The 22,039-nt window shown below is 44.7% G+C and carries 19 protein-coding genes and 5 pseudogenes; 10 read left to right on the top strand and 14 right to left on the bottom strand.

Annotated features, from left to right (window positions below; translation table 11 throughout):
* The first annotated feature begins 309 nt into the window (after positions 1 to 309).
* The 3 genes from ACY3ZI_RS04800 (at position 310) to istB (ending at position 3,371) form a co-directional block, all read left to right on the top strand.
* Entirely contained in the window at positions 310 to 894 is a 585-nt protein-coding gene (locus tag ACY3ZI_RS04800) for an antirestriction protein ArdA (RefSeq protein WP_487376231.1), read from the top strand.
* A gap of 267 nt (positions 895 to 1,161) precedes the next feature.
* A complete protein-coding gene (gene istA, locus ACY3ZI_RS04795) occupies positions 1,162 to 2,643 on the top strand; it encodes an IS21 family transposase (protein WP_487376228.1) in 1,482 nt (493 codons plus the stop codon).
* A 2-nt stretch (positions 2,644 to 2,645) separates the two neighbouring features.
* Complete coding sequence (gene istB, locus ACY3ZI_RS04790) at positions 2,646 to 3,371, top strand: IS21-like element helper ATPase IstB (RefSeq protein ID WP_487376225.1); 726 nt, start codon at positions 2,646 to 2,648, stop codon at positions 3,369 to 3,371.
* A 72-nt stretch (positions 3,372 to 3,443) separates the two neighbouring features.
* On the opposite strand, the pseudogene ACY3ZI_RS04785 reads toward istB, so the two are convergent.
* From ACY3ZI_RS04785 to ACY3ZI_RS04720, 14 genes and pseudogenes are all read right to left on the bottom strand, one after another.
* A pseudogene (locus ACY3ZI_RS04785) lies at positions 3,444 to 3,953 on the bottom strand (IS66 family transposase zinc-finger binding domain-containing protein); the annotation flags it as partial.
* An 81-nt stretch (positions 3,954 to 4,034) separates the two neighbouring features.
* On the bottom strand, positions 4,035 to 4,379 hold the full coding sequence (gene tnpB / locus ACY3ZI_RS04780; protein WP_487377446.1) for an IS66 family insertion sequence element accessory protein TnpB: 345 nt from the start codon (positions 4,377 to 4,379) through the stop codon (positions 4,035 to 4,037).
* Positions 4,380 to 4,415: 36 nt separating this feature from the next.
* On the bottom strand, positions 4,416 to 4,766 hold the full coding sequence (locus ACY3ZI_RS04775) for a hypothetical protein (protein WP_487376222.1): 351 nt from the start codon (positions 4,764 to 4,766) through the stop codon (positions 4,416 to 4,418).
* A gap of 261 nt (positions 4,767 to 5,027) precedes the next feature.
* Positions 5,028 to 5,222 (bottom strand): hypothetical protein, encoded by a 195-nt coding sequence (locus ACY3ZI_RS04770; RefSeq protein WP_487376220.1) that lies wholly within the window; start codon positions 5,220 to 5,222, stop codon positions 5,028 to 5,030.
* Positions 5,223 to 6,182: 960 nt separating this feature from the next.
* Complete coding sequence (locus ACY3ZI_RS04765; protein WP_487376216.1) at positions 6,183 to 7,019, bottom strand: reverse transcriptase domain-containing protein; 837 nt, start codon at positions 7,017 to 7,019, stop codon at positions 6,183 to 6,185.
* Positions 7,012 to 7,551 (bottom strand): fimbrial protein, encoded by a 540-nt coding sequence (locus tag ACY3ZI_RS04760; protein ID WP_487376213.1) that lies wholly within the window; start codon positions 7,549 to 7,551, stop codon positions 7,012 to 7,014. The genes ACY3ZI_RS04765 and ACY3ZI_RS04760 overlap by 8 nt, the downstream gene beginning before the upstream one ends.
* A 9-nt stretch (positions 7,552 to 7,560) precedes the next feature.
* Positions 7,561 to 8,100, bottom strand: coding sequence for a fimbrial protein (locus ACY3ZI_RS04755; RefSeq protein ID WP_487376211.1), 540 nt, complete (start codon positions 8,098 to 8,100; stop codon positions 7,561 to 7,563).
* Positions 8,100 to 8,639, bottom strand: a complete 540-nt coding sequence (locus ACY3ZI_RS04750) for a fimbrial protein (RefSeq protein ID WP_487376207.1) — start codon at positions 8,637 to 8,639, stop codon at positions 8,100 to 8,102. The genes ACY3ZI_RS04755 and ACY3ZI_RS04750 overlap by 1 nt, the downstream gene beginning before the upstream one ends.
* 19 nt (positions 8,640 to 8,658) lie before the next feature.
* Complete coding sequence (locus ACY3ZI_RS04745) at positions 8,659 to 9,291, bottom strand: fimbrial protein (RefSeq protein ID WP_487376203.1); 633 nt, start codon at positions 9,289 to 9,291, stop codon at positions 8,659 to 8,661.
* Positions 9,292 to 9,316: 25 nt separating this feature from the next.
* Positions 9,317 to 10,054, bottom strand: a complete 738-nt coding sequence (locus ACY3ZI_RS04740; protein WP_487376201.1) for a fimbria/pilus periplasmic chaperone — start codon at positions 10,052 to 10,054, stop codon at positions 9,317 to 9,319.
* Between the two features lie 132 nt (positions 10,055 to 10,186).
* The gene (locus ACY3ZI_RS04735) at positions 10,187 to 12,703 is read right to left on the bottom strand and encodes an outer membrane usher protein (RefSeq protein WP_487376199.1); all 2,517 of its coding nucleotides are present in this window, start codon (positions 12,701 to 12,703) and stop codon (positions 10,187 to 10,189) included.
* Between the two features lie 42 nt (positions 12,704 to 12,745).
* Positions 12,746 to 13,285, bottom strand: coding sequence for a fimbrial protein (locus tag ACY3ZI_RS04730; RefSeq protein ID WP_487376197.1), 540 nt, complete (start codon positions 13,283 to 13,285; stop codon positions 12,746 to 12,748).
* A 63-nt stretch (positions 13,286 to 13,348) separates the two neighbouring features.
* Positions 13,349 to 13,894, bottom strand: a complete 546-nt coding sequence (locus ACY3ZI_RS04725; RefSeq protein WP_487376194.1) for a fimbrial protein — start codon at positions 13,892 to 13,894, stop codon at positions 13,349 to 13,351.
* A 378-nt stretch (positions 13,895 to 14,272) separates the two neighbouring features.
* On the bottom strand, positions 14,273 to 14,764 hold the full coding sequence (locus tag ACY3ZI_RS04720) for a helix-turn-helix domain-containing protein (protein ID WP_487376192.1): 492 nt from the start codon (positions 14,762 to 14,764) through the stop codon (positions 14,273 to 14,275).
* 590 nt (positions 14,765 to 15,354) lie between these two features.
* Here ACY3ZI_RS04720 and ACY3ZI_RS04715 point away from each other — a divergent pair.
* The 7 genes and pseudogenes from ACY3ZI_RS04715 to ACY3ZI_RS04685 form a co-directional block, all read left to right on the top strand.
* Positions 15,355 to 16,082 (top strand): annotated as a pseudogene (locus ACY3ZI_RS04715) (tyrosine-type recombinase/integrase); the annotation flags it as partial.
* A 159-nt stretch (positions 16,083 to 16,241) separates the two neighbouring features.
* Positions 16,242 to 16,378 (top strand): annotated as a pseudogene (locus ACY3ZI_RS04710) (integrase); the annotation flags it as partial.
* A 491-nt stretch (positions 16,379 to 16,869) separates the two neighbouring features.
* Complete coding sequence (locus ACY3ZI_RS04705; protein WP_487376189.1) at positions 16,870 to 17,790, top strand: hypothetical protein; 921 nt, start codon at positions 16,870 to 16,872, stop codon at positions 17,788 to 17,790.
* A 392-nt stretch (positions 17,791 to 18,182) separates the two neighbouring features.
* Positions 18,183 to 18,518, top strand: a complete 336-nt coding sequence (locus ACY3ZI_RS04700; protein ID WP_487376186.1) for a metalloregulator ArsR/SmtB family transcription factor — start codon at positions 18,183 to 18,185, stop codon at positions 18,516 to 18,518.
* Positions 18,519 to 18,565: 47 nt separating this feature from the next.
* Positions 18,566 to 18,931, top strand: a pseudogene (arsD, locus tag ACY3ZI_RS04695) (arsenite efflux transporter metallochaperone ArsD).
* 13 nt (positions 18,932 to 18,944) lie between these two features.
* A pseudogene (gene arsA, locus ACY3ZI_RS04690) lies at positions 18,945 to 20,686 on the top strand (arsenical pump-driving ATPase).
* Positions 20,687 to 20,741: 55 nt separating this feature from the next.
* Positions 20,742 to 22,031, top strand: a complete 1,290-nt coding sequence (locus ACY3ZI_RS04685; RefSeq protein WP_487376183.1) for an arsenic transporter — start codon at positions 20,742 to 20,744, stop codon at positions 22,029 to 22,031.
* The last annotated feature ends 8 nt before the right edge of the window (positions 22,032 to 22,039 follow it).

Below are 22,039 nucleotides of genomic sequence, written 5' to 3'. Positions count from 1 at the left end.
GTTTGTAACCCATATTCCACCAAAGCAAGAGCCTCTGTCCTGATGAACTGACCCTAGTTTATTAGACAGGGGCTTTTTTCGTTTTAACCCGCGCAAAATGAAATCATGATAGAAAGCATAACATGTTATCGGGACTGTAAGGCAACTCATTATCCTGCTCTAAAACGTCATTAATCATTTTTAAAGTGAGTTGCCTGTTTTTCAGCTGATTAGCTTTTTATATCAATATCATCTTCTAAAGGGAAATAGATCCCTTTATCAAAATATCGCCATTAATAAAACTCAATACATCAATAATAGGACATGAATATGCACATAGCTGCAACGGCTTCCCCATGCCTAAAATCGGGGATGATTTCTGTTTTTATTACGAACTTAGGAAAATATAACGAAGGTGAACTACTTGGTGAGTGGCTTGAGCTTCCAGCAACCTCAAAAGAGATCGAACACTGTTTAATGCGGATTGGTATTGATGGTATTCACTATGAAGAGTATTTCTTGACGGACTATGAATCTTCAATTGATGGCCTTTCTTCTTACATTTCAGAATATAGCCTTTTAGATGAGTTGAACGAGTTAGCCACCCAATTAGCCATGTTATCGCCTGATGAAATTGACCTTTATCAGGCGGCAATTGAAATCGGTTCTTCAGCGAGTTCAATCCATGATTTAATTCATTTAGCGGATAATTTAGATTCTTTCCAGCAATTATCGGGGGTCAATAATGATTACGATTTGGGCTATTACTGGCTTGAAGAAAGTGGTTGTTATGATTTAGCACAACTCGGTAACTTATCACACTATTTTGATTATGAACGCTATGGACGTGATGTTTGCCTTGAACAAGGGGGAATTTTTTACGGTGGGGGATATGTTTATCATACGGGCGGGTAGATAGGACAACAGAATAAGGGTAAAGCCGCTTTCCTCCCTTAGAGGGGAGAATAAATGAAGCGGTGGGATACCGATAACATAGATGAGTTGGAGTACGGGGTAGGGAATGTGGTTAGTGTGAATTTTTGATAGGTTTAGCCATCTTAATATAAAGATGGCTGTTAATGATCATGCAAAACTCCACCAAATTAGGCAGGAAAGATCGTGTAAAAATAATCCACCTGATAGCTCTGCTACACTCCTTGTTTTTGCAAGGGATAATTTGGAATGCTTTGTATGGAAACCATCACCAAAGTCCGACGTCTTTTTCATAAAGATAGGCTCTCTCAGCGGGAGATTGCTAAGAAATTACAACTCGATAGACGTACTGTTCGTAAATATTTAAATTCAACTGAAATCCCTCGTTATCAGCGTGAAAATTATCTTTCACCTAAGTTAGGTCCTTTTAAAGCTCGCCTCATTGACCGTTTAGAAGCGCAAATGTTATTGCCTAAACATCAACGACTCTCTGCCGTCCGCCACTTTGAGTGGCTATGTAGCATTGGATTTGAAGGAAAATACCCTTGTGTATCACGTTTTATTAAAAAGTTTCATCATGAATATCAGTCTGTTAAAACTGTTTTTATTCCTCAGTCCTTTCCGTGTGGGGAGTCTTATCAATTTGATTGGAGCCATGAGAAAGTCTCTATTCAAGGCGAAATCATTAAACTAAATGTGGCGCATTTTAGACTTTGCCATTCCCAAGCTTATTTTGTTAGAGCTTATCCACGGCAAACGGTTGAAATGCTGATTGATGCCCATAATCATGCCTTTCAATTTTTCGGTGGAATACCCCAACGGGGGATCTACGATAATCCCCAAACGATTGTGAAAAAAATTGGTCGAGGGAAAGAGCGCATTTTTAATGATGCTTTTCTCGCCATGATGAACCATTTTTTAATCGAGCCTGTTGCTTGTACGCCCGCTGCCGGTTGGGAAAAAGGCCAAGTTGAGCGTCAAGTCCAAACGTTACGAAAACGCTTTTTTATCCCCATGCTCGCCTTTGATTCCTTAGATGAACTGAATACCTATTTGCACTCAAAATGTCAAAAGCGGTTAGAACAGCCTTGGAAAGACGATAAACACCAAACAATCAACGAGAGGTTAATCAAAGAACAGCGCCTTTTTTCACCTTACATCCCTTATTCAGGCTATCGAACAGAGCGTTTACTTGTGAATACCTGTTCACTGATTTTATTTGATGCTCATCGGTATAGCGTGCCTTGCCATCTTATCGGGAAAGCTGTTACAGCTCAAATCACAGTGGATACGTTACGTATTTTTTATGAGCATGAAGAAGTGACTCAGCATCCGCGGAGCTTTTTAAAAAATCAAACTACCTACAATCCTTACCATTATTTATCGGCTTTGGCGAAAAAACCGGGGGCATTACGCCACGGTGAACCCTTTATTCATTGGCCCTTACCGGAATGCATCAAAACGCTACAAAAACACCTCATGTCACAGCCCAAAGGCGATAAAGCGATGGTCAAGCTATTAAGTTTAATTGCTGATTTTGGTGAGGACATCGGTATTACTGCGGCTGAGATTGCCTTAGAACAAGGCGTTCCCACAGTAGAAGCGGTTCTGAATATTATTCTTCGGCTAACTGAACCGACAATCCCTGAATTTGAATCTCAACATATCCCGTTAACGTGCCCTCCGGTGGCAACATTAAATCACTTTGACCAATTATTGGTAAGGAAATAACCATGGAAAGACAAGATTATATCGATGCATTAAAAACACTCAAACTCAGCACGATGGCAGAGGCTTTTGATGACGTGGTGATTGATGGCGTCAGACGAAAAAGGCCTACGTTGGATATTTTAGAAAAACTGCTCAATGCCGAAATGACTCAACGGCAAATCAATCAGACGGAAGCGAGGGTAAAGCGAGGACGCTTTCCCCAACAACGCCATTTTAGTGATTTTAATTTTACTCACAGTACGCTTGACCAAGCGCATCTCGATTTATTAATCATTGGTGATTATGTCAAACAAAAAAAGAATATCCTGTTTGTCGGTGGACCAGGGACAGGAAAAACGCATCTGGCGACAGCATTAGGGCTTCATGCTGCCACGCAAGGGTATAAAGTTCGATTTTGGAATGTGCTTGAATTAGTGAATCAATTGGAGTTAGACAGTGATAGCAAAAATTATAAGTTAACACCGCAAATGCAGAAACAGGACGTCGTCATTCTCGATGAATTAGGTTATTTACCCTTTAGTCAGCGAGGAGGGACATTATTATTTCATTTTATCAGTCAGTTACATGAACAAACGAGTTTAATCATTACAACTAACCTTGAATTTTCAGAATGGGCAAAATTATTCACGGATACAAAGATGACAAACGCATTATTAGATCGATTAGTTCACCATTGCCATATTCTTGAAACAGGGAATGAATCTTATCGTTTTAAACACCGAGATTGAGATTATTTTTTTAGGTGTTAGGTGGAGTATTTTTTAATGATCATTGTGGTGGACTTTTTGAAGATCATTGACATCAATGGGTATCGCGGGTAAGCGAGCTTGGCGGATTTGAACGGCGGTTTCATGCTTTTCACAATGGCGACAAGTGTATTTTGGACGAATGTGTTCAATCACTTTAACTTGTGCGGGGATAAATTCCAGTTTTTCCGATTTATCTTCGCCCATTTGATGTAATTCATGGCCACAGCAACCACACGTTTTATCCTCGATATCATGAATAATCTGTTCGCGAGGTAAATCGTTAGAGAGCGGATGGCCAGAAGGTTTATTGCGTGTGTAATTAATCGACTGTTTTTCGGCTTCAGGCGGCACTTCGTCCGCAATCACTTCCGCTTCATTAAACAAATCCCCTTGACCCGCAAAGTGCTCGGCACTTGGCACAAATTGGTTTTGTCGCACCAAAATAAACTGCTCATACAAATAGGCAATCTGCGCTTCTTTCTGCGCAATTTCTAAATCCTTTTGGATGAGCAACGTTTTAAATTCAGCGATTTGCTGTTGTAGCTGGGCAAGGGTATTCATGACGCTGATTATAGCGGAAATCGCCGTTTGAGAAGTCAATTAAACGCAACGTGATTGATGATCGTCAACCGATCATCCAAGTTAAAGGACAGCTTTATTATAGAGGTCAATGTGGGCGTGCCCGATGACATCAAAACCGGAGAGCAGCCATTGTAATTGCGCTTCCGTTAAGTTCAAGGTCGAGCTTTGCAGTTTCGGCCATTTAAATTTTTGTTTATCTAACCGTTTATACCAAGGTGCAAAGCCCGTTTGATCCCAGTACAAAAGTTTTAATTTATCCCGGGCTTTATTACAGAAGACAAATAAAGCCCCGCTGAGAACGGGCAATTTAAGTTCGGCTTCGACGAGTGCTGCAAGGCCATTAATGGATTTGCGAAAGTCGACAAACTCCGCACAGAGATAAACCGTTGGGGTATTTACGAACATTTGCACGGTGCTATCCCTTGAAGAAGCAATACCCCATCAGAAATGGGTACCGAAGCTGGCAATGTGAGCACACCGGGTGCGGGTAATATAGGTGAAGTTTGTTTGCATTGAATGAGCCGTTGCTGGATTTGAGTATTGCGCGGTAGACGATAAGACAGGAATAAAGCGAGGTGGGCCCGCCGTTGACTCAGCATGCGAAGGCGCCGAGACAGACGCCGTTGTGTGATCGAGCTCATTTAAAACGTTAGCGGCAAATTGAACCCGTTTTTTATAAAACATTTTGACGGAAATGTGATGTTTTTTACAATACTCGATATTGGAGCCATTAAAGAATTGCCGCCGATGGATCAGCTCTCGCCACTGCTCAGGTGTTTTTTGATTACGCATCGTGTTTCCCCTCCATCAGATAGGGAACATTGCGCGGATAAGGAGACGCAATTCGCGAGCCGGGGGTTCACCGGACGCTTACGGTTTATTAGACCATTACAAGTTGAAACTGAAGCATAACCGAGAGGGTCGGTATTTGCACCCCCCATTGTATTACGTTGGACATTAAACCCTAGGCGGGGTTCACCGGACGCTTCAATAATCCGAACACTGACGGCTGGAAAAAATATTAACGACACCGCCCCCAAAAAGCCAGCATATTTATTGATTATTGAGAAGAACAATGACGTTTCCCTCGAAAATTCCAGGTTGATTTCCCGCATCGGAGATATCGGCGGTAAAAAGAACATCGCTCGCGCCGTTGACGATACCAGTCCATCCAGATACTTTATTCCCGTTATCAATTTGCATCGATAGCGTAGCATAGACCTCGCTTCCGTTGACCGTGTTAGACATAATAATTCGGTCGTTGGTAGTTTGGTACGCTATTCGGAGCGATACCATATTAGGCGACGGGCACCGTATTGACGCTAGAACGGATCCAACAGTCGCCCCCCCTCGCCCGACCATTCCCAGGTCTATAGATAAGGGCCCAACTAGTGTACACGTTTCGGCACGGGTTCCGATAATAGAGCAGCTACTTTCGCCCGTTACATACCCGTGCGTTGAATTGAACCAATTCCCTCCATAATTCGCCCATCTATCTTGAGTGCAAATTCGCAGTTGATCCCCGGCTGTGAACCCCTGGTCCTTATACACGATGGCATAATCCTTTCCCGGCAAAACCTTGACAGGAGCAGTCTCGCCTATGTGCGCGGTACACATGTAAGGCGCTTCGTTCGGGGGAGCATCACGGCCCCATATCTCGGAATCCATATAGAGGTATTTACCCGGATTTACTGCCAGATACCCGTCAGACGATGAAAGATATTTGCCCGTGGTAACGTTGAACGCAGAGGAGATTCGGACAAACACGGAGCAGGAGACCATCGTATTGGTGAGATTTGAACACGGAGTGATAAATCCGGAAGTGGAGGGATTTGCCCCTGTCAAGCAGTCACCATTGATAGGGGGAACCGGACCCACGAACCCCGATACCGGTCTGATCTCTATCGCATACCCTCCTCGAGGTTTATAGTCATAGTAGATTTCACCTAGCACAGGTGAGGTCGTCATCACCAGCGAGCTGGTGATGATGGTTTCCCATAACATTGCCCGGTTATTCTTACCCGCTTTAATCCATCCAGCCATAGCGATTCCTCATCTTGTTTTTTCGATTATAACGTTTATATTATGTGATAATTATCATAGCTCGATCCTCACTCCTTCACACAAGAGCTGCTCCTAAAGCTGAGGTACTATCACATTCAGTATTCAATTTTACTTTGGTAAAATATTGGCAATCAAAGCAACACGTCACAACAGCGCTTTTGTCTTCATCACCACCTCCGAATTCTCCGTAAACCATCGTCCCAGCCAACTAAACCCGTTCTCGATCCGCCCTATCTGCGTCTTCTTCGGATGCCGCTCAAAACCCTCATCCGACAAATAGCCGTTTAATTGCGCAATTGCCCGTTTCAAGGGCCAACGCTTAGCTGACAGCACTAAAAAATCGTCCATATACCGTTCATACACGATATCCTTATGCCCACTGAGCTCGGCATCAACATGGTAAAGGTAACTGCCCCCAATAAGCGGACTCAACGAACATCCTCGACAAATCCCTGATGTTGGCGTAAAAAATTCACCACCCTGTTCAACCGTGTAGTCGATGTATTGATGAAGCAGTGATAAATAAACGTCATGTCGAATCCACTGTTTTAGCCAGTTCCACAATCGCTGTTTTGGAAAATGCCCGTAATACCCACGAATGTCAGTTCGAAAGACAAAACGATAGCGACCACTGGCTAACGCTTCACGGGTTTTGTGTAAAGAGCCTGCTACACCGCCATGCCCTTTCAGATGTCGACATCTGGGGTGCTTAGGCAGGGTTGGCGCAATGCACAAGGTCAGCCATTTCAACACGAGCGCATCACTCGCCGACCACATCACCACGCTTCCTTGTCGGGTCTCAAACCGTTGCATCGGCATTAACCGGTACCGCCCTGCAATCACTTGCTGATATAAGGCGTCTTTTCTCTCATGCCAATGAAAGCGTAAGTGCCACACATCGGCATTTGCAGGCACATATCGGCGTTGATAACACAGCCAATCATATGCCTGCTGCCAAGCCGTTTGTTGCCCTTCACTCATAACTCAGCGCATACGTCAGCGTCGCCCAAAATAACCCCGGCGTAATGCTCTTCGCCGCGATAGCCGCAGAGTCGCCTTGCACATAGGCCCTAAACCTCAGCGTCATATCCCCCTCCGTCAACGGAACCGAATACACGGTGCTGCCGTCAATACGTAACGGAACACCACTTGGCGTCTCCAGACCGATTAAAGCGCCGGAGGCTATACTGTCACTGTCAAATGCCAACAATCCCTGTTCATTGACTTGTGCCCCTGAAAAGGTCGCCGTCACCGTACTCCCGAGCGAGATGTCGCAATCCTCTAACACAAACGAAAATTCTGTGCCAGGGGTGCGAGTGTAGGTATACAAGTTTTGAGTAAAGACCTCCCCCATATCAATATACAAATCATACATAACCGGCTGTACGGTGCACGGTAACGCAATCAGCTTGCCACTGTAATTGACCGTGGCTGAGCCATCGGGTGCCGCCGAAGCCAGTACCGGTAATCCTATCAACAAACTCATCATGGCGGATTTGGGTGATATTCTCATGCTCCCTCCCTACGGATACTGCAGTTCAAACGTGGCCGTTGCCGTAAAGTCCCCTTCCAGCAAATCAGCTCCTACCGCCTTTACCGGTACGGCGTACAGACCTATCGACGTGGAACTTCCGCCTGACAGGGTCATCAGATACCCTGAGTTAATCGGAAACACCCCAGAATCACTGCTGCGGTATAACCGAATACCCAATCCGTCACGGTCAGTCTGTAAGGCATCCTTATCAAAACTGGGTGGTGCCGCCATCCCATCATACTGAAGAAACAGAGCCGTATCCCCGTCCATGGAAGCGTCACAATTGAGGGTCAGTGTCAATGACTGGGCATAGGCCACCCCGTCAATTTTCGTGATACCCACCTCACCAAACGGCACATCCACGGGGTCACCGTTATTCACCGTACACGGCGGATTATCAATCAGGGTACCGCTGAAATTAACGGGCACCGCTTGTCCCCCAAACGCGATAAAAAGAGCGCCAAATGACAGTAGACTGAAGGCGGTTCGCAATAAAACTCGGTTGTACACTGAAAATATTCTGCGCATTACTGATACTCCACACTCAAGGTGCCGGAAGCCGTAAACGTTCCCGCATCAACCCCGCCTTTTCCCGAAACAACCGGGATCACCCACAATGATGGCGCCGAATTATAATTAAACGGCGTCCAGGTGTTGAATGCCCAACTCGTTTCCCCAGCCATAAAACGCAGCCCCAGATTATCCTCACTGGTGCCCATATAGGCCGTGTTAAACTCCGCCGGTGTCCCTGTAAATTTCAATTTCAGTTTAGGGTTCTCCGCGGCATCCTCGCACTGCAAGGTATAAGGTATGGCCGTTTTACCGTAAGCAGTCCCATCAATCCGGCGGATAACCAGCGCCTCACCGTCCATCGCATCGGACAGAACAACATTAATGGGCTGGTTATTATTGATATCACAGGTTTTCTCCACCACCGTCACCTTCACTGTCAAGGTATAGGTTTCTGCCAGCCCCACCGAGCAAGCCAACAACGACACCGCGGTCACCGCACTTTGCATCCATCGGTAAGTCGGGCGCGAGTTCCCTAAATCTCGTTGCTTTTTCACTGAGGTCTCTCCGTTCGCCCTATTCATATAACATCTCAAACGTTATCACGGCCGAGTAAGCCCCCGCCTGCAGTGCCCCTGGGGTTCTGACGGGCGTTACGTTATACGTCAAGGTATTCTGTCCCGGCACCAGCAACCGCGGATTATCGGTTCCCCCTGCGTACAAAGGCTGCACCTGCCCCCGCGCATTATGAATTTCAAGCCCCAGGCCCTGAACCCCGCGCACCTGGGCCACGTTAGGCATCATCAGTACCGTCGGGGCGGTAAAGCGAATTTTCACTGCCGGTTGGGTACTGCTCCAAACGGTCTGCCCCGTCTGGAGGTTACTGAGCAGACTGACCATTTCCAAACAATCTTGCAGCTCAATCTGAAAAGACACCGGCTGACCGCGTGAGCCAACGGCGCGAAGCGCCGCAGTTTCGGTATTTCCCATCACAACCGACTGGTCAGCAGACGCCATGGTTAATCGGCATGGACTTTCCGTCAGTGTCCCGGTGACATGCAAAACACCGTTCGCGCCGTCAACCTCGGCGTTATTCGCAGGTATGAGTAACCCTGGCGGGGGTTCTGCTGCGATACCCGCGAGACTGTAGACCATGACACTGGCAAACCAGACCATCTGCCCATATCTTTTCTGTTTTTTGCTCATCATCCAGCACTCCCCCAACCGCGTTCATTTATTGTTGTGTGGCAACCTGACAGGCGGTGCCCTGACAAGTGAATTTCAGTGCCGGTCTTCCGCCGTAATCATTGATATACGTCAGTATCGGATGGTCACCCAGTACGGATGTACTGACGCCCAACGTGTCCTCACTGAAGGGTGAGAGCATCACGGGCGCAAAATCCGCCACAGCCTTTGTGGTCCCCGTCACCGCAATTAACGTCACGTAATACGGCGTCGGATTTTTCACTAAGACCTGTTCTCCCTGTTTCTGCAACGTCAGTTTTTCCTCCCACGGCGCCGCATTTTTCTCAGGAATGATGGCTTTTGGTCGATAAAACAATTTCACCCGTGTCTGTAACGCAATCTGCAACGTATTGGGCTTGTCCGTTTTTGGCGGAATTTCCCGCAGGTTAAAGTAGAATAGGCTCTCTCTGTCTTGTGGTAATGCACTGATCGCAGGCAGAGCCTCAATTTTCACCTGACTCGCCTTACCCGGTTCAATTCGCTGCACTGGGGGGAGTACCACTAAAGGGGACGTCACCTTTTGCCCCTGGGGATTCTCTATCCACCCCTGGGCCAAATACGGTAATTGGGTATTATTATTGCTCACATTGAGTGAAATCGATTTATGGTTACCGTCAAAAATAACCCGGGTCCGATCGATAGACACAGCCGCTTGTGCTGCACTGCATACCAACGTCACCATCACCGCGACGGCAATTGAAATCTGTTTTTTCTGATGCGGTTTCATCGTTTTTATTCACCTTGATTGTCAGCCTGTATCCCTGAGACCTTCTCGCGGGTGATACAGATTATTCACTATTCTTCATTTACCAGGCGGTATGACCGCCTACCCGCGGTCGCTTTCGTCTGCCCGGCATAATTAGGCATCAGGGGCACGCGAACACGGCAGTAACAATTCCTGTGTTAAATCGCCCAGAACCGTTGGGAACGTTAATTGGCACGTTTTATCATCCCCCCACTTGACGTTCATGATTTCACCGGGACTAATACCACTGATATACGCACTGCCAGCATCGCCCACTATCCCAGTCTGTCGACCTTTCGAATTCAGAACCTGCGCCCCAAAAGGAGGATAACGCCCATCGGTAAAGCGCAGGGTTGTCATCGCCTTCTGCCCCGAAATAACCTCAAACTGCCGATACCCCACGGCCCCTTCAGTCAGGGTCGCCTGAACCACCGATTGTTGAGCATCAACGTCATCCGGCAGCGTATTTAAGTCAATATTTGCCTTGCTGCGGTAGTAGCTGTTCATGTCACCAATGACCGCTTTACCAAACACATTAGAGACCACAGGGGCACCGACACCCCGCACTGGAACCCCCGAAACACCATCCGTATCAACCAACAAACGTGTCCCGCCAGGCATTCCCTCCCGGTGTAATGCCCCCCCTTCTGGGGTTACCGTCAATCCCCCGTTCACAGAAAAGCCTGCCGCGGTGTACTGCCCATGTTGATAACCGGCATTCGCACTTAACCTTGCGATATCCCCTTGATATGACACAAAGGTGCTACCGCTCCCCCCCCGACGACTGTTGCCCACGGCGGCCTGCCAAGAGGTTCTATCATTCAGTCGGTCCGAATACGTCACCCGATTCACCGTATCATGGCTAAATGTGCTCAAAGAGTAGCCAAGGTTAGCGCCATTCCCCAACGGGGCAGATAACGACACGTACACACTGTCATCGTGAACCCCACGATATTGACTGCGATTTGCCGATAACGTGGCACTGATGTTCTTCCATGACCCGATGTCAAAGTACTTCGACAACACCAAGGAGTAATAATCATTATTAGGGGCATCCCAATACGTTTGGTGGTTGTAATTCAACGACATAGACATGCCTATGTCACGAAAGCTTTTACTCAGCGACACGGTATACAGCTCCTTGCTGCTACCGTAACGCTCTCCCGACTGTTTTGCGGCGAGAAATTCTGACATACTCATGAAATTGCGATCGGAGAAACGGTACCCCGCAAATTGGATCTGACCGTCAATGGCATCAAACCGCTTGGTGTAGTTCAGTCGGTATGATCCGCCATTCAGCGCATTCTTTCCGGGTAATCTCGCCACTGAGTGAGTGATATCCAAGGAAAAAGCCCCGAACATCAGTAAATCACGCCCAATCCCCACCGCCGCCGCATTGTAGTTCTGGCTATTTAACGTGCCCCCAAACAGAGACCAACCATTGTTCACGCCCCAAGAAAACTCCCCGGTCGCAAACGTATCGCCCTGACTGTGGCGATGTGTATCTGTCGGTTGCCCTACTGCGACCTTATACTGCACCCGTCCTGGTCGCGTCAGGTAAGGTAGGCTAGCGGTATCCACCTGAAACGTTTGAATATTGCCATCTTCACCTTCTACGCTGACATCCAACGTTCCGCTCACCGCGTCATTCAAATCTTGAATGCGAAATGGACCCGGGGCCACTTGAGTACTGTAAATGACTCGTCCTTGCTGGCTGATTGTCACTGTCGAGTTGGCATTGGCAACCCCCGTCACCTCAGGGGCATAACCGCGCAGATTCGGTGGCAGCATATTCAAATCGGACTCTAGCCGCCCCCCAATAAACCGAAAACTGTCAAATATTCCTGAGTTTAAGTAATTCTCACCCACCGTTAACTTCGCTTGCAAAGCCGTTAATGCGCGGTAGGCATAAAATTGATTCCAATCAAACGATTTATCGGTATTCCGGCCGTTACCGTACCCGGTCGAATGGCGATACTGCCCTTGCCAATCCGCCCGAACACGCCATGCCCCCAGATTGATACCCGCGACCCCATTCCCATTGAGAGACCGGTCATCGCCGCCCCCATTCTGGGAGTGGTTCATATTGCCGGACACACTGTAATCGAACAGCAATGCCGAGATCCCTTCATCCCAACGCGAAGGCGGATCCCAGTTGGGCGCGGTGTATTCTAAATACGCTTGAGGAATTGAAATATATAAGGACGAGGTGCTTAAATCCCCACGCAATTGCATGCCGGGTAAGCTGGCAGGATCCAGACACTGACCATCATGCCACCAAGTGACCTTCCCAGCGGCATCCGCGGTCAATCCCAACTGATCTGTCACCGTCGGTGACAAGCACGGAACACTCCCCTGCGGGTCGTTCTCTGGAGTGTAATACGGGACCGGAGCGTCAGGTAGGGTGTCATTATTGACTTTAAGCGCCAGTGAATACTGACCGGGCATGATATAACCCGCGCGAGAAAACTGTTCAAGGTCAATGTTCTTTTTGTCTTCCACATCCAGCACATCCATGTTAAAACGGATGGTATCGGTGGGGAGTGACGCCGATGCCGGACACACCATTCCAGCAACAACTAACTGTGCCAATAGTTTCAGCTTAAAATCAAACCCGCTAGTCAAAGACATAAAGAACCCACCTCAGCCTAGAAAAAATTAAAATAGCCGCCCTCATTCGTAATCCATTCGAAAGCGGATCGCTGTCCTGTAGTGCCCCGGATGGGGTGGTGTATGGTCACTCACTAACCGTAATCGGTAATACAACCGCATATCAGAGGGAATAATGGCCTGTCTGGGCAAGCTTTTTCCCGGGATGACCTGCCGGTCAGCACTATCTGACAGTAACAATCCGACACCTTGAGCCTCCCCAGAAACTTGAAACAATGCCCCCTCGGAGTGACCGTCAAAAGTGACCTTAACGCCCTGCCATTGCTGTCCCGGATCACTGTCTTTATCCAAACGGCAGTTAATCAAACGGATTTCAACCGGCCTAACAGGTCCTTGCCCCTGCGAACGGATAATCCCAACGGGCAATACCCCCATATCAATCTCCTGCTCTCGAGAACCGGTTTCAATTGCACAGGCCGCATCAATAATCTGTCCGTTTACCGTGACCGTTCCGCTACCCTGCGAAACGGCCTCGCCCGGTGGTGACAAAAAAAGTAGGCCCGATGCAACCAACAGCATCCGTGATATTGCAAAACGTGTCATACAGGCCCTCTTTTATTCATGTCACCCACACAGGGAAGAAAACGGAAACGGACAGTGTCTCTATTACTGGTAAGCTAAGGTGTAGTTAGCCAGAGCCTCAAAAGAACCCGGGACAATCGTGTCACTGTTACCTTGGAGATAAGCTGAATAGAATAAGGTCGCCTGACCGTCCTGCAGAAATGCTGGAGCTGTCGCCACGGAGCCGTCTAACTTGACCGGGGAACCATCTGCCGTGATCACCACACCCGCACCGGATGCATTACCAACAATCGCTAATTGAGTCTGGTCGGTATCCCCCTCAGACAGGATCCCCGTGAACGTTGCGGTTACCGTCTTAACTGGGTCAGTGCCGCCTGCTGGAACGAAAGCCATATCACAATCTTTTAACTCGATTTTAAACGACGCAGGTGTAGACGCACCTCCATCTGCCAATGATGCAGAAGTGACAGCCCCCAGTTCAACGGTCTGATCTTGTGAGCCCGGCGCAATTGAACACGCCGCCTCAATGATAGAGCCCGTAAACGTGACCGTACCAGAACCTGCATCTACAGCTAAAGCGGAAGCACTCATTGCACCAGAAATTAATGTTGCTAAAATAACTTTTTTCATAATTAATCCTTAAATAAATAGATAGATTGACAATTAATAAAAACAGTATTAATAAACGAAAAGCGTCTTCATTAAATGAATAAAAAACATCCCTTTTAATTTCACTGAAAAATGAAATTAAAAAAACTTAATCTAATCACGATATATTTATCGCCGTAGTTTTTTAATTACACTCATCAATAAAATACATACCCCAAAGCAATTAAGAACAGCCGGCCCTTGGCAATAAATGACCATTGCGTATTTTTAATACACAACTTTATTTATCACGCGTATTTTATATTCCTATAAAATAAAATCGGCCTACCCAAATGATGTATTTTTACGCTTTAAAACCGTGTGAATTAATATTATTCCAAACAAGACCTCATTTTATTTTCAGTCATTTATCTCTGCCGTGAATGCGTTATCACCATAGAGATAGTTACGTAATTCATCCTCCGCATTAATCTCCTGTGTATTAATCTCCGGTGTATTAACATCCTGTTCTCTTTCTATAGCTGAGGGTAATACCTCTGGGGGCGATACCTTTTGACTCGCCGTATCCCGACCATCCATCATCCGACATAATTCATGGATAAACTGGGGAAAGGTTAGTTCTAACGCAGTCGCGAAAAGCCCCACTGTGGACAAGGTCAACTCCGTATCGCCTCGCTCATAGCGCAGAGCTTGCAATCGATTCATCCCAACCCTGTCACCTAACTGCTTTCCCGTCAGACCCAATTCACGGCGACATTGCCGAATGAATGCCCCTGCCTCCATCAGTAACGACTTCTCGGCGATAGAACCTCGTGACGGAGTTTCAACATTTCCCTCACTCACCACACCGATGGCATGGATGTCTTGTGGACGCTTATGCGCTCTTCCCATCGCACCTTCCCAATGATTAACAAAATGTTGAGCTGTTATATCGCTGCTTAGTTTAATCATGAACGGTAGATTGTCAAAACTCGCCTTCGTGTTGTTTCCCCTCGTTTTATTACCCATTACAAACTGTAAATACCCCATTTTGAGTCGGTAATTTCTTGTTATTCACTGTAAAAATAATCCGTCATTGATACTCTTCTTTTCAGACGGCTTTTGCTTGATATGGTTTTTTATCTCGAGAATCACTGTTTTCGATATAAATTTAAGGTATTAATATTTTATTTATTTGCAATTCATAAACGTTAATATTTCCATCACCAAGACCGCACATTTTGTCTCATTTTGTTACATCTTAAATCACCAATAACTTACGTTATCCCTTTAAATTTTAAAGCATTTATTCCAGACTAGGTAAAGGGATAGGCGGTGACGCAAACGCCTTTTTCTCACGATGAATACACATAAAACATCCGAAATAGGCGTAAATGCTAGGGTAATAAAAGGAGGTGGTGGTCATTTTAAGATTAACATTGGGCATGACTATCAGAAACGAGTCGAGGAACTGCGTAAGGTAAGTTCAATTCTGTCATCAGATTTTTCGCTATGCAACTACAACAGGACGCGCAACCGTTAACCCTGCCGCAGAGCTTGCAGGATCACTTAAAGCGCCAAAACACAACACTTCCCTCACTTAACGGCTCAAGAGGTTCCTGAGCTGTTACAGAAGCTTTCTGGGTATTCCGGTAGTCCTATACCCCAACTTGCGACAAAGTTATTACTGTTGGCTGGAGTCAGAACCATTGAGCTTAGGGCTGCTCCCTGGAGTGAATTTGATTTTGATAATGCATTTTGGTTAATTCCCGAAGAAATAATGAAAATGCGTACACCCCATTTAGTCCCTCTGAGTAAACAAGCAATAATGATACTGGAAGAACTCTGGACATGGACTGGTGAACATGAACTTATTTTAACGGGCGCTCATAATTCCTTTAAACCCATGAGTGAAAATACGGTCAATAAAGCCTTACGCGTCATGGGCTATAATACTAAGACTGAAATTTGTTGGCATGGTTTCAGAACCATGGCATGTAGTTCATTAGTTGAATCAGGGTTATGGTCGAAGGATGCAGTAGAACGTCAGATGAGCCACCAAGAACGTAACTCAGTGCGTGCCGCTTATATTCATAAAGCAGAGCATATTGAGGAAAGGCGATTGATGGTACAGTGGTGGGCAGATTATTTGGGTGCTAATCGGGAGCAAACAATATCACCTTTCGATTTCGCCAAATTGAATAACCCAATGATTAATACTAATGGTTGAAAATTAAACAAAAAAATAGTTTGATTCTTTCATCTGGGGGCCTATTTGGTGACCTCTGTATTCGATATAGACAAGAGCCCCCATACAGTCTAAAAAAACACTATAAATTAAAATGTTAATCAAGATTAATCTACAAATTGCATCTATTTCTACAATTTGACTATGAGTACGCTCTTACATGAAAAAGACTTTAACAGCGCTTGGATTGAAACACAGCTGGGCATAGCAATAAAAACGCTATATGTGGAACCTATAATCATGCGCAATATTTGGCTGGGAGACGTGAAATAATGTAATGATATACCAACTACATAGATTCTATGGAAAGTCAAAGTAAAGCAATTTTAGAATAGCTTATGCCTAAAAACGTAATCATGATAACTATTTTATTATAATGCATTTTAGTTTGTAGCCCATCCCCACAAAAGCAAGAGTCCCTGTCCTGATGGAAAGGGACTTTTTTCGTTTTAACCAGCGCAAAAGGAAATCATAGTTGAAGGTATGTAAATCGCTTGAAGATGCTGAAACCCCAGATGTATGGACGAGCAGGGTTCAAGCTACTGCGACAGCAGATAATGAGTCCTCTGACATAAAGGCTCCCCCCAAGTTGCGGAAAACCCGGTTTTGCCTCGCTGGTAACAAATAAAAATGAAATAATGATACTCATAATAGTAAATTGAAATATATTTCTACGTTTATCTATTTTTTTTACATTATTGATAACAAGTCATCATGATTAATGAGGTAAATTAATAAAACTCCTTCAATTAATTTAGGAATGACTAAAATGACAAACGTTATACTTTCCTCCAGTAATAATGCACCTGCTATCGCTATTGGTCCGCTGACCTATTACGCAGAGTTTCGTGTTTCCCTCCCCTTCAAAGAAGTCTTTAATAACGCAATAAAAAATTTTTCCAAGATTATGCTGCAACGGGGGGGGGGGTTAACTTTTAGTCTCAAGCAAATGATTGGTGATTCCACTATGGTAAAAAATTACCCAGAAAGCTATAAAGGGATCCTGAAAGATGTTTATGCCGAAGCGGCGCAAGCAGGTACACTTCCCCTATATTACAGTTTGTTTATGCGTTTTTCGTCAGCGAGTACATTAGTAGAAGCCAAGCCTGACGATATTTTTGACACTGAGGTACTTCCATATTTGCACGGTGCCATAATGCAAGATGGTAAGCTAGTGAAAACCCCCGAACCGATGTCTGTATATCGTGGTGTATTCGAAACAATTGCTGCTGGTGATCATCATGGCATTTATACAAATCATTCTGATATTATGGACTTTTTGCTTAAACCAGTTGATGCAATATCAAACAATAACTTTATTACAGTCGAAAATCATGTGTTTATTTCAGATAGTGTCATATATCCCTTTGAGCAAAAGATAGTCCCGTTATTGACGGTGGCACAAGAAACTTTTCAGCCAGAAACTGCGGTAGATGGTATCGGTCAAGCAGGCTCTGCTGACAATCGCTTCTACCGTAAGGCTCTCAGTACTGAAATCCTGCGCAAAACTACACCGGATGGGCAGTTACGTGCTTATATCATGCATGGTATCTGGGAATCAGTGTGGGACCACGAGAACTCTCACTTAGATCCTCGTTTTAAGTTAGCAGCGGCTCCTCTAGGTGCCATGGTAGAGATTGGTCCAGTAGAGCCGTTTTATACTACACAGCTGACAGCTCTCAAGGCATAGATTGGTATGGAGAAATTACTTTATATTTGACAGAAGCCAGCAACAAAAAACTATAAGAGCAGGATCGTCTACCGTTCTGGGATCAGTCCCCCTATTCAGGCGATCAAATTCATTAAACTACTATTATTGTCATGTGTGCTTACAATACCCTAGGTTGAAAAAATCCTTTATGAGATTAAGTAGCCATGCCTCTGAAATGCTGCAAAAGACGCAATAACTGCTTCTGCTCCTACATTAGCACTGATTTATCTGATATCGAATGGTACATTATTCTACTTTTGGGTACCCAAATGTATTTCTAATGAAGTCACTCTTATTGTATAAATAACATATATGTTTCTACGGATATTATTTTTTAGCTATAATCTAAAGGAAAGACTAAAGAGGTACATATGGAGCCATTACAATTGTTTAAAATTTTAGGTGACCAAACCAGATTGGATATCGTATTGCTTTTGAAAGCATCTGGTGAACTGTGTGTCTGTGATATCTATACGGCCTTGAATTTATCGCAACCAAAGACTTCTCGGCACCTAGCAATGCTAAGAGAATCAGGTCTTTTGCTCGATTCAAAACATGGTAAATGGGTTCATTATCGATTATTTCCAGCATTACTACCGTGGGTGAAAAGTATCATTGATGTCACCTATGCCACAGAGAAAAATAGAGTTGCAGGTTTGCTTAAGAGTCTAGAGACAAAAGAGTCTGCGAGTAGCTGTTCTATATAAAAATTTTTAAATTAACATATATGAAAAAACATATTTAAGGTTGAAGTATGAAAAAACTAGAAGTCTTTGACCCAGCGTTATGTTGTAGCACTGGTGTTTGCGGAACCGAAGTCGATCAAGCACTGGTAGACTTCGCAACAAATGTGGATTGGTAAAAAAAACAAGGGGCAAGTATAAGACGTTTTAATTTAGCGCAAGAGCCTATGGCGTTCGTTAACAACACAAAAGCAAAAACATTTTTGGAAACCACAGGTGCCGAGTCACTTCCACTATTGATTCTTGATGGTGAGATTGTGCTGACTGGTCGATACCCAAAACGACATGAGCTAGCCAGATGGTTTGGTATCCGACCGAATATTGAAAAAGCCGAAATTGTTAAATCGTGTTGTGGTAATGGTAAAACGTGTTGTTAACAGGAGCAATAAAATGAAATTTTTAGATAATACACCTAATTATTTATTTTTTACTGGAAAAGGTGGTGTGGGTAAAACATCTATTTCCTGTGCGACCGCAATTAAGTTGGCTGAAAAAGGGAAAAAAGTCTTACTGGTGAGCACTGATCCAGCTTCTAATGTTGGGCAAGTATTCTCTCAATCGATAGGCAACAATATTAAGCCAGTAACATTGGTTCCAAATCTATTTGCTATTGAAATAGACCCTCAAGCCGCAGCCGAAGAATATCGAAACAAAATTATTAATCCAATCAAAGAAAGTTTACCTGAAGCGGTAATTCAAAGTATTACGGAACAGCTATCAGGTGCCTGTACAACAGAGATTGCAGCTTTCGATGAATTTACTGGGTTGTTAACTAATACCGAAATTACGGCGCAATTTGACCATATCATTTTTGATACCACACCAACGGGGCATACCATCCGCTTATTACAACTCCCGAGTGCATGGAGTAATTTTATTAGTGACAATCCTGATGGTGCGTCATGTTTAGGGCCAATGTCTGGTCTTGATAAACAACGTGAGCAGTACAGCATGGCGGTGGAAGCGTTGAGTGATAAATCACTAACAAGGCTAGTCTTGGTTGCGCGACCTCAGTCTGCCGCATTGAGGGAAGTCGCAAGAACCTATAGCGAGTTATCATCTCTGGGTATCAAAAATCAGCAATTGATTGTCAATGGTGTTTTCCCTGAAATGGCGGTAACTGAAAATGATAAGTTATCCCATGTGCTCTACTCTCGTGAACAAGCGGCATTAGCGTCTATGCCTGAAGTACTACGCTTGTTACCTGTCGATATTCTTTATTTACAAAATATCAATATGGTGGGTGTCGATGCACTGAAGCAGTTGTTATCTAATGACATGCCACAAATTCCAACTATTACCCCGACAAAACAACCTATTTCTTTACCTACCTTGTCAGAACTGGTTGGCGAAATATCTCAGCAGCAGCATGGGCTGATTATGTTAATGGGTAAAGGTGGTGTAGGGAAAACAACGATTGCGGCATCAATCGCAGTTAAATTGGCAGAAAAAGGGCTTGATGTACATCTGACCCAGCCGCGCATATTGAATCAACCCTCGATGGTGTTTTACCTAATCTTCAAGTTAGCCGAATTGACCCTATCGCTGAAACTGAGCGTTATCGTAATTATGTCTTAGAAACCAAAGGGAAAGAGTTAGATGAAGAAGGGCGCGCATTACTTGAGGAAGATTTACGCTCTCCATGCACAGAAGAAATTGCGGTATTTCAGGCTTTTTCTCGCATCATTAGAGACGCGGGTAAACGTTTTGTCGTCATGGATACTGCGCCGACTGGGCATACATTATTACTTCTGGATGCAAGAGGGGCATATCATAAAGAAATTGCTAAAAAAATGGGCGAAAAAGGCCATTATTTAACGCCGATGATGCAATTACAAGATCCTGAACGCACCAAAGTTATTATTACGACACTCGCTGAAACTACGCCTGTGCTTGAGGCGGAGAACTTACAAAATGATTTAATACGGGCAGATATACATCCGTGGGCGTGGGTGATCAATAACAGTCTATCTATCACGGAAACAACATCACCATTGTTACTTTCAAGAGCTGAACAGGAAGTCGCTCAGATTGAAAAGGTGACATCAACATTGGCAAAACGTGTTGCTATCGTTCCTTTACTTGATGCAAAGCCTGTGGGGATATCCGCATTAAGTCAGCTCTCAGAATAAGTTTTATTTTCTAAAAATAAAAGGTGCGCTAAAGCACCTTTTAAACGAGGTTGTTATGTTTATTGCCGCATTAATTTTTATTTTAACGATCACCTTTGTTATTTGGCAACCCAAAGGACTGGGTATTGGCTGGAGTGCCACAGTAGGGGCTGTATTGGCACTGATCTTTGGTGTGATCAGTTTTCAAGACATCCCGATTGTTTGGAACATTGTTTGGAATGCCACGGCGACATTTGTTGCCGTCATTATCATTAACCTACTTTTAGATGAAAGTGGTTTCTTTGAATGGGCTGCATTGCATGTTGCTAAGTGGGGCGGGGGTAAAGGAAAACTGTTATTCAGTTATATCGTGTTACTTGGTGCAACGGTTGCGGCCTTGTTTGCCAATGATGGCGCAGCATTGATATTAACGCCCATTGTGATTGCGATGTTATTGGCACTTGGTTTCAACAAAGGCACGACATTAGCATTTGTCATGGCTGCCGGGTTTATTGCAGATACGGCGAGCTTGCCGCTGATCGTTTCGAACCTCGTGAATATCGTTTCTGCGGATTTCTTTAATATTGGATTTACTGAATATGCATCGATTATGGTGCCAGTGGATATTGCTGCAATTATTGCAACATTAGCGATGCTGCATTGGTTTTTCCGCAAAGATATTCCTAAACAATATGATGTTACCAAACTGATTGAACCGACTTTAGCCATTAAGGACATGACAACGTTTAAAGCAGGTTGGCTGGTATTGGCACTGCTACTTATTGGTTTCTTTGTCTTAGAACCATTAGGTATTCCAATCAGTGCAATTACGGCTATTGGCGCTTTAATTCTTTGGGTGATTGCAGCCAGAGGCCATACGATTAATACCAAAAAAGTATTACGTGGAGCACCGTGGCAAATCGTCATTTTTTCTTTAGGTATGTACTTGGTTGTTTATAGTTTAAGAAATGCTGGGCTGACTGACTATTTGTCTGAAACGCTCAATTACCTTGCGGATAAAGGGTTATGGGTTGCAACAATTGGTACGGGATTTATAACTGCATTTTTATCCTCAATAATGAATAACATGCCAACGGTATTAATTGGTGCCCTGTCCATTGAAGGAAGTGAAGCATCAGGGTTAATTCAACAAGCGATGGTGTATGCCAATGTGATTGGCGCCGATTTAGGTCCAAAAATCACACCAATAGGTAGCTTGGCGACATTGTTGTGGCTGCATGTTTTATCGCAAAAAAACATGACAATTACATGGGGATATTATTTCAAAACCGGGATTATCATGACTATCCCTGTGCTCATTGTCACACTCGTTGCTTTAGTACTTCGACTTTCACTGTTAAATTAAAGGTAACC

Source organism: Providencia sp. LY12 (assembly GCF_057621555.1).
This window is presented reverse-complemented; position numbering and strand designations above follow the sequence as displayed.

Coding starts and splice junctions, on each gene's coding strand:
- ACY3ZI_RS04705 (WP_487376189.1), top strand. CDS start 16,870: ATGACAAACGTTATACTTTCCTCCAGTAATAATGCACCTGCTATCGCT.
- ACY3ZI_RS04730 (WP_487376197.1), bottom strand. CDS start 13,285: ATGACACGTTTTGCAATATCACGGATGCTGTTGGTTGCATCGGGCCTA.
- ACY3ZI_RS04685 (WP_487376183.1), top strand. CDS start 20,742: ATGTTTATTGCCGCATTAATTTTTATTTTAACGATCACCTTTGTTATT.
- ACY3ZI_RS04725 (WP_487376194.1), bottom strand. CDS start 13,894: ATGAAAAAAGTTATTTTAGCAACATTAATTTCTGGTGCAATGAGTGCT.
- ACY3ZI_RS04760 (WP_487376213.1), bottom strand. CDS start 7,551: ATGAGAATATCACCCAAATCCGCCATGATGAGTTTGTTGATAGGATTA.
- ACY3ZI_RS04745 (WP_487376203.1), bottom strand. CDS start 9,291: ATGATGAGCAAAAAACAGAAAAGATATGGGCAGATGGTCTGGTTTGCC.
- ACY3ZI_RS04800 (WP_487376231.1), top strand. CDS start 310: ATGCACATAGCTGCAACGGCTTCCCCATGCCTAAAATCGGGGATGATT.
- tnpB (WP_487377446.1), bottom strand. CDS start 4,379: ATGTTCGTAAATACCCCAACGGTTTATCTCTGTGCGGAGTTTGTCGAC.
- ACY3ZI_RS04720 (WP_487376192.1), bottom strand. CDS start 14,764: ATGGGAAGAGCGCATAAGCGTCCACAAGACATCCATGCCATCGGTGTG.
- istB (WP_487376225.1), top strand. CDS start 2,646: ATGGAAAGACAAGATTATATCGATGCATTAAAAACACTCAAACTCAGC.
- istA (WP_487376228.1), top strand. CDS start 1,162: ATGCTTTGTATGGAAACCATCACCAAAGTCCGACGTCTTTTTCATAAA.
- ACY3ZI_RS04700 (WP_487376186.1), top strand. CDS start 18,183: ATGGAGCCATTACAATTGTTTAAAATTTTAGGTGACCAAACCAGATTG.
- ACY3ZI_RS04755 (WP_487376211.1), bottom strand. CDS start 8,100: ATGCGCAGAATATTTTCAGTGTACAACCGAGTTTTATTGCGAACCGCC.
- ACY3ZI_RS04740 (WP_487376201.1), bottom strand. CDS start 10,054: ATGAAACCGCATCAGAAAAAACAGATTTCAATTGCCGTCGCGGTGATG.
- ACY3ZI_RS04765 (WP_487376216.1), bottom strand. CDS start 7,019: ATGAGTGAAGGGCAACAAACGGCTTGGCAGCAGGCATATGATTGGCTG.
- ACY3ZI_RS04770 (WP_487376220.1), bottom strand. CDS start 5,222: ATGTCTAACACGGTCAACGGAAGCGAGGTCTATGCTACGCTATCGATG.
- ACY3ZI_RS04735 (WP_487376199.1), bottom strand. CDS start 12,703: ATGTCTTTGACTAGCGGGTTTGATTTTAAGCTGAAACTATTGGCACAG.
- ACY3ZI_RS04775 (WP_487376222.1), bottom strand. CDS start 4,766: ATGCGTAATCAAAAAACACCTGAGCAGTGGCGAGAGCTGATCCATCGG.